This is a genomic window from Cellulomonas sp. P24 (assembly GCF_024704385.1).
In the GTDB taxonomy this organism is placed as follows: domain Bacteria; phylum Actinomycetota; class Actinomycetes; order Actinomycetales; family Cellulomonadaceae; genus JAJDFX01.
On record NZ_JAJDFX010000002.1, the window covers coordinates 670,644 to 684,592 of the forward strand.

At 72.8% G+C, this 13,949-nt stretch carries 18 protein-coding genes and 2 tRNA genes; 7 read left to right on the plus strand and 13 right to left on the minus strand.

The features are described 5' to 3' along the window. Positions 1-69: 69 nt before the first annotated feature. Positions 70-498 carry a class Ib ribonucleoside-diphosphate reductase assembly flavoprotein NrdI gene (gene nrdI / locus LJB74_RS03195; RefSeq protein ID WP_259307165.1) on the plus strand — a complete coding sequence of 143 codons (429 nt, stop codon included), beginning with the start codon at positions 70-72 and terminating at the stop codon, positions 496-498. 143 nt (positions 499-641) lie between these two features. Here nrdI and LJB74_RS03200 read toward each other — a convergent pair whose 3' ends face one another. The 4 genes from LJB74_RS03200 to LJB74_RS03215 all read right to left on the minus strand — a co-directional run bounded on the left by LJB74_RS03200 (position 642) and on the right by LJB74_RS03215 (position 2,349). After that, positions 642-1,007, minus strand: a complete 366-nt coding sequence (locus tag LJB74_RS03200) for a VOC family protein (protein ID WP_259307166.1) — start codon at positions 1,005-1,007, stop codon at positions 642-644. 537 nt (positions 1,008-1,544) lie between these two features. Continuing rightward, positions 1,545-1,620, minus strand: a tRNA-Lys gene (locus LJB74_RS03205). 48 nt (positions 1,621-1,668) lie between these two features. Then, the gene (locus LJB74_RS03210) at positions 1,669-1,890 is read right to left on the minus strand and encodes a hypothetical protein (RefSeq protein ID WP_259307167.1); all 222 of its coding nucleotides are present in this window, start codon (positions 1,888-1,890) and stop codon (positions 1,669-1,671) included. A 162-nt stretch (positions 1,891-2,052) separates the two neighbouring features. After that, positions 2,053-2,349 carry a co-chaperone GroES gene (locus LJB74_RS03215; protein WP_259310269.1) on the minus strand — a complete coding sequence of 99 codons (297 nt, stop codon included), beginning with the start codon at positions 2,347-2,349 and terminating at the stop codon, positions 2,053-2,055. Between the two features lie 111 nt (positions 2,350-2,460). On the opposite strand from LJB74_RS03215, the gene bcp reads away from it, so the two are divergent. The 3 genes from bcp (at position 2,461) to nhaA (ending at position 4,529) form a co-directional block, all read left to right on the plus strand. Further along, positions 2,461-2,931 (plus strand): thioredoxin-dependent thiol peroxidase, encoded by a 471-nt coding sequence (bcp, locus tag LJB74_RS03220; protein WP_259307168.1) that lies wholly within the window; start codon positions 2,461-2,463, stop codon positions 2,929-2,931. A gap of 70 nt (positions 2,932-3,001) precedes the next feature. Continuing rightward, positions 3,002-3,087, plus strand: a tRNA-Leu gene (locus tag LJB74_RS03225). Between the two features lie 74 nt (positions 3,088-3,161). Beyond that, positions 3,162-4,529, plus strand: a complete 1,368-nt coding sequence (nhaA, locus tag LJB74_RS03230) for a Na+/H+ antiporter NhaA (RefSeq protein ID WP_259307169.1) — start codon at positions 3,162-3,164, stop codon at positions 4,527-4,529. 125 nt (positions 4,530-4,654) lie between these two features. Here the strand turns inward: nhaA and LJB74_RS03235 are convergent, their stop codons facing one another. Together LJB74_RS03235 and trxA are read right to left on the minus strand one after the other, a co-directional pair. Further along, positions 4,655-5,236, minus strand: a complete 582-nt coding sequence (locus LJB74_RS03235; RefSeq protein WP_259307170.1) for a DsbA family protein — start codon at positions 5,234-5,236, stop codon at positions 4,655-4,657. 20 nt (positions 5,237-5,256) lie between these two features. Then, the gene (gene trxA / locus LJB74_RS03240; RefSeq protein WP_259307171.1) at positions 5,257-5,619 is read right to left on the minus strand and encodes a thioredoxin; all 363 of its coding nucleotides are present in this window, start codon (positions 5,617-5,619) and stop codon (positions 5,257-5,259) included. A 118-nt stretch (positions 5,620-5,737) separates the two neighbouring features. On the opposite strand from trxA, the gene LJB74_RS03245 reads away from it, so the two are divergent. Beyond that, positions 5,738-6,289 carry an NUDIX hydrolase family protein gene (locus LJB74_RS03245; protein WP_259307172.1) on the plus strand — a complete coding sequence of 184 codons (552 nt, stop codon included), beginning with the start codon at positions 5,738-5,740 and terminating at the stop codon, positions 6,287-6,289. Between the two features lie 9 nt (positions 6,290-6,298). Here the strand turns inward: LJB74_RS03245 and LJB74_RS03250 are convergent, their stop codons facing one another. After that, positions 6,299-8,029: an ABC-F family ATP-binding cassette domain-containing protein gene (locus LJB74_RS03250; protein WP_396125112.1), complete on the minus strand. Its 1,731-nt coding sequence runs from the start codon at positions 8,027-8,029 to the stop codon at positions 6,299-6,301. Here LJB74_RS03250 and LJB74_RS03255 point away from each other — a divergent pair. Beyond that, positions 8,028-8,426, plus strand: a complete 399-nt coding sequence (locus LJB74_RS03255) for a DUF3054 domain-containing protein (RefSeq protein WP_259307174.1) — start codon at positions 8,028-8,030, stop codon at positions 8,424-8,426. The two genes, LJB74_RS03250 and LJB74_RS03255, sit on opposite strands and share 2 nt — an antisense overlap. Before the next feature lie 16 nt (positions 8,427-8,442). Here LJB74_RS03255 and rdgB read toward each other — a convergent pair whose 3' ends face one another. From rdgB to clpS, 6 genes are read right to left on the minus strand one after another with little or no spacing between them, the layout of a single operon-like run. Continuing rightward, positions 8,443-9,111: an RdgB/HAM1 family non-canonical purine NTP pyrophosphatase gene (gene rdgB / locus LJB74_RS03260; RefSeq protein ID WP_259310270.1), complete on the minus strand. Its 669-nt coding sequence runs from the start codon at positions 9,109-9,111 to the stop codon at positions 8,443-8,445. A 2-nt stretch (positions 9,112-9,113) separates the two neighbouring features. Beyond that, a complete protein-coding gene (gene rph / locus LJB74_RS03265) occupies positions 9,114-9,896 on the minus strand; it encodes a ribonuclease PH (RefSeq protein ID WP_310650797.1) in 783 nt (260 codons plus the stop codon). 43 nt (positions 9,897-9,939) lie between these two features. Next, a complete protein-coding gene (locus LJB74_RS03270; RefSeq protein WP_259307175.1) occupies positions 9,940-10,737 on the minus strand; it encodes an MBL fold metallo-hydrolase in 798 nt (265 codons plus the stop codon). Positions 10,738-10,750: 13 nt separating this feature from the next. Continuing rightward, positions 10,751-11,566, minus strand: coding sequence for a glutamate racemase (gene murI, locus LJB74_RS03275; protein ID WP_259307176.1), 816 nt, complete (start codon positions 11,564-11,566; stop codon positions 10,751-10,753). A 36-nt stretch (positions 11,567-11,602) separates the two neighbouring features. Then, positions 11,603-12,226, minus strand: coding sequence for a DUF2017 domain-containing protein (locus LJB74_RS03280; protein WP_259307177.1), 624 nt, complete (start codon positions 12,224-12,226; stop codon positions 11,603-11,605). Beyond that, positions 12,226-12,519 carry an ATP-dependent Clp protease adapter ClpS gene (clpS, locus tag LJB74_RS03285; protein WP_259307178.1) on the minus strand — a complete coding sequence of 98 codons (294 nt, stop codon included), beginning with the start codon at positions 12,517-12,519 and terminating at the stop codon, positions 12,226-12,228. The genes LJB74_RS03280 and clpS overlap by 1 nt, the downstream gene beginning before the upstream one ends. An 89-nt stretch (positions 12,520-12,608) precedes the next feature. Between clpS and LJB74_RS03290 the strand changes: the two genes are divergently transcribed. Then, the gene (locus tag LJB74_RS03290) at positions 12,609-13,931 is read left to right on the plus strand and encodes a nicotinate phosphoribosyltransferase (RefSeq protein WP_259307179.1); all 1,323 of its coding nucleotides are present in this window, start codon (positions 12,609-12,611) and stop codon (positions 13,929-13,931) included. Positions 13,932-13,949: the final 18 nt, after the last annotated feature.

A 13,949-nucleotide genomic window follows, 5' to 3' on the forward strand; every position in this document is an offset into this window, starting at 1 on the left:
ACGGGCCACCACCCATAGGACCTTCGTCCCAGTGTGGGACATGCGTGCTCCTGCTTGGGTGTGCGAACGATGAGACTCACGCCGATCTACTACTACTCCAGCTCCAGCGGCCTGGTCCGCACGTTCGCCGAGCGTCTGGACCGCCCCGTGTTCAACCTCGCCGAGCGCGAGCACCGGCTGTCCGAGGTCGACGGTCCGTGGGTGCTCCTGACGCCGTCGTACAAGACCGGCAACGACAGCAACGACACGGTGCCCGAGGGTGTGCGCCGGTTCCTCGTCTCGGAGAACAACCGGCGACGCATGGTCGGCGTCATCGGCAGCGGCAACCGGAACTTCGGACGCCACTACCAGATGGCGTGCCGGACGATCGCGAAGCGCTCCGGCCGCCCGGTGCTGTTCGAGTTCGAGCTCTCGGGGACCCCGTGGGACGTCGCCGAGTGCCAGCAGATCATGCACGACCTCGACCTCGCGCTCGACGCCGCGACCACGGCACCCTGAGGACCGGCGCCTTCGCAGGAACGCGCCGGGTCGTCGGTCATTGCAGGCCGGCTCGTCGCGCGTGACGCGGCGGGTCGTCAGCCGGGACGCGGCGGGTCATCGGCCGTGGCGCGGTGGGTCGTCAGCTGTCGCGCGGTGGGTCGTCATGCATGATGCGACGGCGCCGCCGCACGGACGACGCACCACTCGTTGCCCTCGGGGTCGAGCAGAACCTGGAAGGACCCTGCGATGGCGTGGTGCTGCTCGCCGACCGCGACGGCTCCGAGGGCCACGGCTGCGGCGATCGCGATCGTGATGTCGTCGACCTCGACGTCGAGGTGCAGGCGGTTCTTGGTGGACTTGCCCTCCGGAACCCTCTGGAACGCCAACCGGGTCCAACCCGGAGGATCGACGTAGCACCAGTCGGCATCGCGCATGCGCGCCTCCCCGCCGAGCACCGCCGCCCAGAACTCGGCGAGCGCCAGCGGCTCTGCGCAGTCCACCACGACCTCGTCGATCCGCCCGATCACACCCGCCACGCTAGCGCCCGAACCGTTCGGCGTTCGCCCCGTCACCGACCCCCCGGCCCGTCCGATCACGCCAGGTCCAGCCCAGCCCGACCTGGTCCGATCCAGCCCGGTCCGACCCGGCCCAGCCCGACCCCCGGTCCAGCCCAGCCCAGCCCGACCCCCGGTCCGACCCAGCCCGATCCAGCGCAGCCCGATCCAGCGCAGCCCGATCCAGCGCAGCCCGACTCAGCGCAGCCACGCTCCGCGCCGCATCAGGTGACAGTGGGAACCATGTGAACGATGAGACGCACCACCAGCACCACTGGCCACACCCGTCCCACGTGCGGCGCGCAGCGCGAGAACCTGCCACAGGCGCCCCACCCGCCCCATGCGCGGCGCGGAGCGCGGAGACCTGCCACACGTGCGGCGCGGAGCGCGGAGACTCGCCACACGTGCGACGCGGGGTGGGGGTGTCTGGGGTGGCGCCTGGGGAACGGCCTCGTTCGGCGGCACGACAGAGGCCCCCGGTCTGCGTTGCCGCAGGCCAGGGGCCTCTCGTGGTGCGCCATCAGGGACTCGAACCCCGAACCCGCTGATTAAGAGTCAGCTGCTCTGCCAATTGAGCTAATGGCGCGCGGTGCAGAACGTTACCACCGCTCCGGCCGAAAGTGCGAACCGGTCGTCAGCTGCTCGCGCCGCCGGTCGACGGTGCGTCGTCGGCGGCCTCCCACCAGGCGTCATCGGGCAGTCCCTCTGACTCGAGGATCTCCTGGGACACCGGGCCACCGGGTGCGGCGAGGTCGGCCAGGAGCGCGAGCGGGACGTGCTCGGCGAGCAGACCCATCACGGTGTCGGAGTCCGCAGAGGCGCCGGCCGGCCACTCGGTGCCGCTCGTGTCAGCCATCGCATCCTCACTCATGCCGTCCGCCTCTCATACCTGTCGGGACACTGGACCACCGGCCGGTCCCGGCGCGCAACCTGTTCCGGGCAACTCTCACCAGAATCACACATATGGTCCAGTCGTGACGCAGCGTCCTCACGGCTCGCCGCGTCGAACATCCAACGTTCAGAGGTACAGGCCGGTTCCCTCGCCGGTCGCGTCAGGCCGTGCGACGGCGTGCACGTCCTTCTCCCGCAGCAGCAGGTACGTGCTGCCGGAGAGCTCCACCTCGGAGCGGTCCTCCGGGTCGAACAGCACCGTGTCGCCGAGCGCCACCTGACGCACCTGCTGGCCGAGGGCGACGACGCGCGCCCACGCGAGCCTCTTCCCGACGACCGCCGTGGCGGGAATGACGATCCCGGCGGCCGACCGCCGTTCGGAGGCGTCCGCGTCGAGCTCGACCAGGAGCCTGTCGTGGAGCATGCGGATCGGGAGCGGTGAGACCTGGCGTTCCGAGGCGCCTGCCGTCGGCGGTCCCGACGGGGAGTGGACGTCGTTCACGCGACGACTGTACGTCCTCGTTAGGCTCGTCCCATGGCCACTCGACTCGCGGTCGGCGACACCGCACCTGACTTCACTCTTCCGACCGCGGACGGCGGCTCGATCACGCTCTCCGACCTCCGTGGTCAGCACGTCGTCGTGTACTTCTACCCTGCGGCGATGACACCGGGCTGCACGACCCAGGCCTGCGACTTCCGTGACTCCCTGGCGTCGCTCCAGGGCGCCGGGTACGCCGTCGTCGGCATCTCCCCCGACCCGGTCGGCAAGCTCGCGACCTTCGCCGAGCGCGACGCCCTGACGTTCCCGCTCGCCTCGGACACCGACCGGTCGGTGCTCACCGCCTGGGGCGCGTACGGGGAGAAGTCGCTGTACGGCAAGACGGTCACCGGGGTGATCCGGTCCACGGTCGTCGTGGACCCCGACGGGGTCGTCGAGCTCGCGCAGTACAACGTCAAGGCCACCGGGCACGTCGCGAAGCTCCGCCGCGACCTCGGGATCGACTGAGAGGGCTCCGGATCGGCCGCCGCCACGGGGCCGGTCCGACGGCGGCGAGGACCCGATCCTCGCCGCCACCGCGGGAGTGGTGAAATGGCAGCCACGCCAGGTTTAGGTCCTGGTGCCCGAGAGGGCGTGCGGGTTCGACTCCCGTCTCCCGCACCACCGTCTCGCAGCACGGGTGCGTAGGTCGTACGGCAGGTCTCACGGCACGGCAGGTCTCACGGCAGGGGGTGATCGTGACCGACTCCGCACGACCGGGACCGCAGGCACGGGTTCATCTCCCCCTGCTCGCACCGTCGGTGCGGACGTTCCTGTCCACGGAGGCCGGCGGCGCCGTGCTGCTGCTGGCCGCCACGGTGGTCGCGCTCGTCTGGGCGAACCTCGCGCCCGGGTCGTACGTCCACCTCTGGTCGACGACCGCGGGGTTCCATGTCGGCGGCACGAGCCTCGAGCTCGACCTGCACGGGTGGGTCAACGACGCCGCGATGGCCGTGTTCTTCCTGGTCGTCGGGCTGGAGATCTCCCGCGAGGCGACCGTCGGCGACCTCCGGAACCCGCGCGCGATCGCCGTCCCGGCACTCGGGGCCTTCGGCGGCCTGACGGTCCCGGCGCTGCTGTACGTGCTCGTGAACCACAGCGGTGAGGCGGCGCACGGCTGGGGGGTGGTGATGTCGACCGACACCGCGTTCCTCGTCGGCGTGCTGGCCCTGTTCGGCCCCCGGTGCCCCGACCAGCTGCGGCTGTTCCTGCTGACGCTGGCGATCGTCGATGACATCGGCGCGATCACCGTCATGGCCGTGTTCTACACGCCCCACGTCGACTGGCTCCCGCTCGGGGTCGCAGCGGTGCTGACGCTCGGGATCGTCGCGCTGCGCTGGCTGCGGATCTGGCGCCTCGGCCCGTATGCGGCGATCGGTGTCGCGCTCTGGCTCGCGGTGCACGCGTCCGGCGTCCACGCCACCCTCGCCGGGGTCCTGGTCGGGCTGCTGCTGCCCGCACGGCCCCCCGCGCGGGTGCATGCGGACAGCGTGCCCTCCTGGGCCAGGCGGCTGCAGGAACGCACGACCGCCGACCGTGCCCACCTGACCGAGCTGGCCGCCCGCGCCGCCGTCCCGACCGCGGACCGCGCCCAACGGTTCCTGCACCCGTGGAGCGCCTACGCCGTCGTCCCGCTGTTCGGTCTCGCGAACGCCGGCATCCGGCTCGACGGACCCGCACTGACCGGCGCGCTCCACTCCCGGATCACGATCGGGGTCGTCGTCGCCCTCGTGCTCGGCAACGCGATCGGGATCTTCGGTGTGTCCTCGCTCGCGCTGCGCAGAGGTCTCGGCGAGCTACCCGGCCGGGTGCGGTACGGGCACCTGCTCGGCGGCGCGATGCTCGCCGGGATCGGTTTCACGATCTCGCTGTTCATCGCCGAGCTCGCCTTCAGCGACGACGCGCTGCGGGAGCAGGCGAAGATCGGCATCCTCGCGGGGTCGCTGATCGCCGCTCTCCTTGGCACCGCGCTGCTGCGCATCCTCGGCGAGCGACTCCCGCTGTGCTCACCCGCGGGGCTGCCCGACGCGTTGCCGCCGCGGCCGTGGCTCGAGCCGGTCGGGTGAGGAGAACGGGCGAGCTGACGCCCGACGTCGGCCACTCCGCCGACCGAGTCGGCAGGTCGGGTCAGCAGGCCCGGACAGCGGCACAGGCGCGCCGACCCGTCGAGAGATCCCGACGTGCCGGGCGCTCAGGTCGGTGGGCTCCCGCGCTGCGCCCCGACCGTCGGCACTCCGCGGCCGGCGCCGAGCGCCTGGGCGACGCAGGCACGCAACGCCGTGAGCGTCACCTGTCCGCTGAACCGCTCGTCGTTGACGAAGAGCGTCGGCGTCCCGCGGACGTCGAGGGCGCGACCGTCGGCGTAGTCCTCCTCGACCCAGTCGCCGTGCCGTTGGGCGGCCTCCCCGACGACGAGGCTCCCGTCGAGACCGAGCTCGTCGGCTGCCGCCCGGAGCGCCGCGTCACCGAGGTCGACCGGACCGCTGACCAGTCGGTCGAACATCGGCCAGAACGCCCCCTGGGACGCGGCGGCCTCGACGGCCAGCGCCGCGGTCAGGGCGTGCGGGTGCACCTCGAACAGCGGGAAGTGCCGGAACACGAGGCGGACCGTCCCCGCGGCCGTGTCGACGAGCTCGCGTAGGACGGGTGCGGCGGCCCGGCAGTACGGGCACTCGAGGTCGCCGAACTCCACGACGGTGACCGGCGCGTCGGGCGGACCGTAGACATGACGACCGCGACCGACCGGCCCGATGGGCTGGTCGGTCGCGGTCACGGTCGTTCGACCGACGCGGGTCAGTTGCCCGCTGCGGCGATCTGCGCGCGGACGTCGTCCATGTCGAGGCCCTTGACGGCGGCGACGACCTGCTCGAGGGCCGGACCCGGGAGCGCGCCTGCCTGGTTGAAGACGAGGATCCCCTCGCGGAACGCCATCAGGGTCGGGATCGAGGTGATCCCGAGCTCGGCGGCCAGGCCCTGCTCGGCCTCGGTGTCGACCTTGCCGTGCACGATGTCCGGGTGGGTCTGCGAGGACGCCTCGAAGACCGGTCCGAAACGCTTGCACGGACCGCACCACTCGGCCCAGAAGTCGACCAGGACGATGTCGTTGTCCTCGATGGTCTTCTGGATCGTGTCCGCGGTCAGCTGTGTGGTGCTCATACTGTTGTCCCTCCGGTTCGCTCTCGGCCGACGCCTACAGCGCCCGCATGCGGTCCAGTATTCCCAACAGGTGCGCGTCGGGGCATGCGCGACCTCCACCGCACGGTAGAAAGGCATCGTGACCGGCACCGTTGACTTCCCCGAACCCGTGCGCCCCTCCGGCTGGCTCCCAGCCGCCGACATCGCCCGCGCCCGCACGCAGCTCCCGTTGCTCTACGTCGACGCCGTTCCCGTCCGGGTGGACGAGTCGGGCGACGTGGTCGCCGTCGGTCTGCTGCTGCGCGTGACCCCCGAGGGTGTGATGTCCCGCGCGCTCGTGTCGGGCCGGGTGATGTACCACGAGCGGATCCGCGACGCCCTGCTGCGCCACATCGAGAAGGACCTCGGCCCGATGGCCCTGCCGCAGGTCCCGCCCTCCCCGCAGCCGTTCACCGTCGCGGAGTACTTCCCGACGCCGGGTGTGACGCCGTACCACGACCCGCGCCAGCATGCGGTGTCGCTGGCCTACGTGGTGCCGGTCTCCGGCGACTGCGAGCCTCAGCAGGATGCGCTGGACCTCGCCTGGCTCACCCCGGAGCAGGCGGCGAGCGAGCAGGTCCAGGTCGAGATGAACGGCGGGCAGGGTCTCCTGCTGCGGCAGGCCATGGCGTACGTCGGGCGTCTCGCCTGACGCGACCCGTCAGACCGCGCGACCGTCTCGGAGCCGGAGCTCCGGCCAGTCGGCGAGGTCTGCGCGCATGCGGCGGTCGTGCGTCGCGACGACCACGGCCGCCGACGTCAGCCGCAAGGCCTGGGTGACCTCGTCGACCAGGTCGATCGACAGGTGGTTGGTGGGCTCGTCGAGCACGAGCACGTGCGGCACGGCGAGCAGGGCGCACGCGAGGTCGAACCGCCGCCGCTGCCCGACCGAGAGCTCGTCGAGCGGACGGTCGAGGTCCTCCTCGCTGAGCAGGCCCAGGAACGCGATCGGCACGACGCTCGCGGGGTCGAGCAGGCCGCCGTCGAGCAGCCGCAACGCCTCCTGGGCGTAGGCCTCGAACCCTGACGGCGCGCGACCAGGCTCGTGGCCGGCGACCCGGCGGACCGGCGCCACATGACCTGGTGCACCGAACCCCTCCTGCGCGACGACGCCGATCCGGACACCTGCCGCCACGGTCCGCGTGCCGCGGTCGAGCGCGAGCGTCCCGGCCAGGGCTCCGAGCAGCGTCGACTTCCCGGAGCCGTTCGGACCGGACACCAGCAGCCGCCCCGCCGGGGGGATGCTCAACCGTGTCCCGGGAAGGTCCAGCCGGCCGGCGACCGCCGGGCTGCGGAGCTCGATCACGCCGTGGTCGGGGTCCCACCCCGGGGCCATCGCGGGCAGGTCCGGGAACACGAGCTCGCGCGGCGGCGGCGGGATCTCGACGGCCTGGGCCTCGAGCCGGGCGATGAGACGGTCGACTGCCTTGACGTGCGTCCGGGCCCGGGTTGCCCGTCGGTTCGCCTGACTACCCTTGGGGGGCCGCCACTCGTCCGAGAGTCCCTCGTAGGACGCGTCCAGGCGCTGCGCGAGCAGGACCCGTCGCTGGGTCTCGGCCCGGAAGCGCGCCCGCCAGCGGCGCAGCGCCTGGTCCTTCGCGAACCTGTAGCTGAGGTAGCCCGGCTGCCCGTAGAGCGCCGGGCGTCCGTCGACGGACGGGTCGAGGTCGAGCACGCCGGTGACGACGTCGTCGATCAGCTGACGGTCGTGGGTGACGATCAGGATCGCCCCACGCCACCTCAGCAGCTCGGCGGTGAGGAAGTCGATCCCGGCGTCGTCCAGGTGGTTGGTCGGCTCGTCGAGGGCGAGGATGTCCGCGCGCTCGGCAAGCCGGCACGCGAGCCGGACCCGGTACCGCTCCCCCACCGACAACGTCGCGAGAGGACGGTCGCGGTCGGTCGGCGCGGCCAGCCGGGACAGCGCGACCTCGACGCGGTGGTCGGCGTCCCAGACCGCCAGGTGCTCCGCGCGCGCGAGCACGTCGGACAGCTCGGCAAGGTTCCCGCGATCGTGGTCGAACTCCTGGCTGACCCGGTCGAGCTCGGCAGCGACCGCCCGGAGCCGGGACAGGGACTGCTCGACGAGGGTGCCGATCGTCGCGCCGGCCGGTGCGTGCAGCTCCTGCCCGACGCCGGCGACGGTCCCATGGCGGCGCACGGTCCCCGCCGACGGGGTGAGCTCGCCCACGAGCACGCGCAGCAACGTCGTCTTTCCCGACCCGTTCTCACCGACGACGCCGAGCCTGTCGCCGGGGCCGATACGCACGGTGACCCCGCTGAGCACGGGCCGGCCGGGGTGCGCGAACGCGACGTCCGTCGCCGTCAGGTGAACGGGGCCGGACGTGACCACGTCGGCGAAGGTGTCCACACGGCAGGGTACCGTCGGGGCCATGCTCCGACGCGTTCCGCCCCTGCTCCTGCCCATGCTCGCGGACCTCGCCGTGGTCGTCCTCTTCGCAGCGATCGGGCGCTCGGCGCACGAGCACGGTGACAGCGTCGCCGGGGTGCTGTCGACCGCGTGGCCGTTCCTCGTCGGGACCGCCGTCGGCTGGCTCGTCGCGGCGCGGACCGTCACGGGCGCCTGGCTCGCCGCGCTGAGGCTGTGGCCCACCGGGGCGATCGTGTGGGCATCCACGTGGGCGCTCGGGATGGTCCTGCGCGGGGTCACCGGTGGCGGGCTCGCGCCGTCGTTCCTCCTCGTGGCCGCGCTGGTGCTCGCGGCGATGCTCGCGGCGTGGCGAGGGCTCGCCCGGCTGGTCCTGCACCCGGGCACGCTCACCCAGGACTGACCGCCACCGGTCGCGGTCAGCCTGCCGCGGGAACCTGCCCCGAGAGCACCGCGACGATGGCGGGCGCGAGCGCGCGGAACGCCTGGCCGCGGTGCGAGATCGCGTTCTTCTCGTGCGGCGTGAGCTCGGCGCACGTCCGCACGTCGCCGTCGGGGACCAGGACGGGGTCGTAGCCGAAGCCGTTCGTCCCTCGTGGCGCGATTGCGAGGCTCCCGATCAGATGACCGGTCTCGACGTGCTCGTACCCGTCGGGCGTGACGAGGGCGGCGGCGCACGTGAAGCGCGCACCGCGGTGCTCCGGTGCGACGTCCGCGAGCTGGGCGAGCAGCAACGCCAGGTTGGCGGCGTCGTCACCGTGCCGCCCGGCCCAGCGGGCCGAGAAGATCCCCGGCGCACCGCCGAGCACGTCGACGCACAGGCCCGAGTCGTCCGCGACCGCGGGCAGCCCGGAGAAGGCCGCGAGCGCGCGCGCCTTGATCAGGGCGTTCTCCGCAAAGGTGAGGCCGTCCTCGACGGGTTCGGTCGCGCCGAGCTCCCCGGCGCCGACGATCCCGTCCGGCCCGAGACCCGGCACCTTGCCGTCGAGGATCGCACGGAGCTCGCGGACCTTGTGCTGGTTGTGCGTCGCCAGCACGAGCCGGACCGCCCCGGCGGGACCAGCCGCCTGCTCCTGGCCGCCCGCCACGCTCAGCGCTCCGTCCACGGCTGCGGCGTGGTCGCGAGGGCCTCCGCCTGCAGCCGCGCCAGCTCGGCGGTGCCGCTCAGGGCGAGGTCGAGCAGCGAGTCGAGCTCGCGCCGGTCGAACGGCGCGTGCTCGGCGGTGCCCTGCACCTCGACGAACGTGCCGGCGCCGGTCACGACCACGTTCATGTCGGTCTCGGCCTTGACGTCCTCGACGTACGGGAGGTCCAGCATCGGTGTGCCGTCGATGATCCCGACGCTCACGGCGGAGACCGAGTCGAGGATCGCCGGTCGCGAGCCGGTGATCGCCCCCTGCGCCTTGCCCCACGCGACGGCGTCGGCGAGGGCGACGTACGCCCCGGTGATCGCGGCGGTCCGGGTGCCGCCGTCCGCCTGCAGGACGTCGCAGTCCAGGACGAGCGTGTTCTCGCCGAGCGCCTTCACGTCGATGATCGCGCGCAGGGAGCGTCCGATCAGGCGGGAGATCTCGTGCGTCCGGCCGCCGACCCGCCCCTTGACCGACTCGCGGTCCGAGCGTGTAGAGGTCGCCCGCGGCAGCATCGCGTACTCGGCGGTGACCCACCCCTCGCCCGAGCCCTTCTTCCAGCGCGGCACGCCGGCGGTGAAAGACGCGACGCACAGCACCTTGGTGCCGCCGAACTCGACCAGGACGCTGCCCTCGCCCGCATCGAGCCACCGTCGAGTCAGCCGCACGGGGCGCAGCTCGTCGGGGCGGCGCCCGTCGGCACGCAGGACGGACGGGGCGGTGGAGGGGGTGTCCAGACTCATGCGCGCCAGCCTATGCGAACCGTCGTGGGGTCCCTGCGCCTCGTCAGAGGGCGTAGACCGCTCCTGGCCGCGCCAGCTCGATCGCACCGGTGAAGACCCCGCGGGCCTCCGCCACGGTCACCTCGGGGTCGTTCCACGGGGCGATGTGGGTGAGCACCAGGAGGTCCGCAGCGGCCTCGGCGGCAGTCTCACCGGCGCGGCGACCTGTCAGGTGCACCCCGCGAACCTCGTCGTCCCGGCCCTCGACGAACGCGGCCTCGGCGAGGAGGAGGTCGACCCCGGCGGCGAGCTCGGTCAGGCCGGGGCAGGTGTCGGTGTCACCGGTGTACGCGAGGACGGCGCGGCGGTCCGGGTCGTGCTCGCTCGGGCCGGTGATCCGTAGCCCGAACGCCGGCACGGGGTGCTGCACGGGGATCGGGGTGATCTCAAACGGGCCGACCTGCACCATGCCGTGGTCCGTCCAGTGGTGGACCACGAACTGGTCCGCCATGTCGGTCGCCGGATCGGTGCCGGCCATCTCCGCGAGTCGGCGCGCGGTCCCGTCCGGGCCGTACAGGTCCAGGGGCGGGCACGGGCCCTCGGGGCGGTAGCGCCGCATGACGTTCAGCACGACGAGGTCGGCGACGTGGTCGGCGTGCAGGTGCGTGACGGCGGCGGCATCGAGCACGTACGGGTCGCACACGCGCTGGAGGGGGCCGAGGGCGCCGTTGCCGAGCTCGACGAGCAGGCGCCAGGTACGGCGCTCGGCGCCCTCGCCGTGCTCGGCCTCGAGCAGGTAGCTCGACGCCGCCGAGTCCGGGCCGGGGAACGAGCCCGCGCAGCCGACCACGACCAGCCTCATCGCCGTCCCCCCGTCACCGCAGCGTCGCGCTCGGCTCGACCAGGGCAACCTCGGGGCCGAGGAAGCGTCGTGCCAGCGTGTGGAACGCGTCGGGGTCTCCTGTGGCGAGGAACCGGTGCATCGGCGGGCCCGCTGCCGGGTCGCGCTCGAGGCCGTGGGCGACGAGCGTGCGGTAGACGTCCTTCGCGGTCTCCTCGGCGCTCGAGACCAACGTGACCTCCTCGCCCATGACGTAGGAGATCACCCCGGTGAGCAGCGGGTAGTGCGTGCAGCCGAGGACGAGCGTGTCGACGCTCGCATCGCGCACCGGGTCGAGGTACTCGTGCGCCGCCGCGAGCAGCTCGGGGCCCGACGTCACGCCGGCCTCGACGAACTCGACGAACCGGGGGCACGCCTGCGTGGTGAGCTCGACGCCCGGTGCCACGGCGAACGCGTCGTCGTAGGCGCGCGAGTCGATGGTCGCCCGCGTCGCGATCACCCCGATGCGCCCGGACCGTGTCGCGAGCACGGCCCGTCGCGCCGCCGGGAGGATCACCTCGACGACGGGGATCCCGTACCGGAGGGTGTACCGCTCGCGTGCGTCGCGCAGGACGGCAGCGGACGCGGTGTTGCACGCGATCACGAGCATCTTGACGCCCGCGTCGACGAGGTCGTCGAGCACCTGCAGCGCATGGGCGCGCACCGCGGCGATCGGCTTGGAGCCGTACGGGGTGTTGAGCGTGTCCCCGATGTAGACCGTCGACTCCTGCGGGAGCTGGTCGAGGATCGAGCGGGCGACGGTCAGCCCACCGACGCCGGAGTCGAAGATCCCGATGGGCGCGTCGTTCACCCGACTGAGCCTAGTGCTCCCGGAGGGCGAGGTCGGTCACCGGTCGCCGCCGCGCGGCAGGTCGCGGAGCATCGCGGTCAGCAGCGACTCCTGGAGGTAGGTCAGCAGCGCGTACACGGACCCGAGGAACCGGCGACGGTGCGCGAGCTCGACCGCCTCGGGGGTGGCGGAGTCATCGGGCTCGTCGTCCTCGAGCTCGACGTACAGCGCCTCCACCCGGTCGTCGTCGGCGAGATCGAGCCGGTCCGCGAGCACGAGCCGGACGTCGGTCAGCGTCGCGGCCACGTCGCTCGCGGTGTCGCGTGGGACCTCCACGTGCTCCCCCGCCGCGCGCAGCAGCTGCCGGAAGGCCACGAGCCTGCGCACCTTGGTGTCACGCAGATCACTCTCGGTCAGCCGGCGGAACTCCTGCGACACCTCGGCGTCGTCCCGCGACGCGTCCGGCAGGAGTCGGCGGACGGCGGGGTCGTCCGGTGCGACAGCGCTGTCCGGCGTCACGGCCCGCGAGAGCAGGGTCGCCTCCTGCAGGTCCGGCGGCACGACGTCCAGGTCGGCGCCGAGCAGCTCGACGATCTCGGCGACGATCGAGGCGATGACCTCACGCTCGACGGCGTCGAGGACCGCCCGATACCCCGTGGGCACGGCGACGAAGGGCCGCATCAGTCGTCGCCGCGCTGCATGGTGGCCCACAGCCCGTACCCGTGCATCGCCTGGACGTCGACCTCGACCTTCTCGCGGTTCCCGTGCGAGACGACCGCCTTGCCCTCCTCGTGCACCTGGCGCATGAGCGTCTCCGCACGGGCCTGGGAGTACCCGAAGTACGTCTGGAACACGTAGGTCACGTACGACATGAGGTTCACAGGGTCGTTCCAGACGATCGTCATCCACGGAGTCGCCGGGGTCGTGGACACCTCGGCGAGCTCCTGCTCCGCGGGCGCGATCTCGGTGGCCACGTCTCCACTGTAGGCGGCTGGCCGCGGACGGTCCCGCGTTCGCCCGGTGCGGGTGTGCATCGGGTGCGACCTGCGCCTACGGTGACGGCATGCCAGGAACTGCCCTGCTCACCGACCGCTACGAGCTCACGATGCTGCAGGCCGCGCTCGCCGACGGGACGGCGCAGCGACGGTGCGTCTTCGAGGTGTTCACCCGGCGGCTGCCACCAGGGCGCCGGTACGGGGTGGTCGCCGGCACCGGTCGGGTGCTCGAGGCCCTTGCCGACTTCCGGTTCTCCGACGACGAGCTCGCGTGGCTGCTCGACGCACGGATCGTCGACCGGGCGACCGTCGACCACCTGGCCGGCTACCGGTTCACCGGGTCCGTCGTCGGGTACGCGGAGGGTGAGGCCTTCTTCCCCGGTTCACCGGTCATGGTGGTCGAGGGCACGTTCGCCGAGGCCGTGCTCCTGGAGACCGTCGTGCTGTCGATCCTCAACCACGACTCGGCCATCGCCTCGGCGGCGTCGCGCATGACGAGTGCTGCCGTGGACCGTCCGTGCCTCGAGATGGGTGCGCGACGCACGCACGAGGGGGCGGCCGTCGCCGCCGCGCGCGCGGCCGTCGTCGCTGGCTTCGCGGGGACGTCGAACCTCGAGGCCGGCCGGCGCTACGGCCTGCCGACGATCGGCACCGCCGCGCACGCGTTCACGTTGCTGCACGACGACGAGCCCGCGGCCTTCCGGTCGCAGGTCGCCTCCCTCGGCACGGGCACGACGCTGCTCGTCGACACGTTCGACGTCGCGGCCGGGGTCCGCCGGGCCGTCGAGGCCGGGGGGACGGACCTCGGGGCCGTCCGGCTCGACTCCGGCGACCTCGCCGTGCTCGCCGTCGAGGTGCGCGACCAGCTCGATCGGCTCGGCGCCACCGGGACCCGCATCACCGTGACGTCCGACCTCGACGAGTACGCGATCGCCGCGCTCGCCGCGGCACCGGTGGATGCCTACGGCGTGGGGACGTCCCTCGTCACCGGGTCAGGCGCGCCGACCTGCGGCATGGTCTACAAGCTCGTCGCCCGTGAGGGTGCCGACGGGACGCTCGCCCCCGTCGCGAAGGCCTCACCGTGGAAGGTCGGCCACGGTGGGCGCAAGGCGGCCGCGCGCCGGCTCGACGACGAGGGTCGCGCCGTCGAGGAGGTCGTCGTCAGCGGTCCCGACACGGCCGTCCGGTCCTGGCGTCCGCCGTCCGGCGACCTTCGACCGCTGCACGTCCCCCTCGTGACGGCAGGTGAGACCGACGACCGGTGGACCGGGGCGGGCGGCGTCGCCCTCGCCGTGGAGCGGCACCGCACGTCACGCGCCGAGCTGCCGCGGGGCGCACGTCGGCTGTCCGCGGACGAGGCCGCCGTGCCCACCGTCACGTTGTCGCTCTGAGGCACGCCGTCGCTCTGA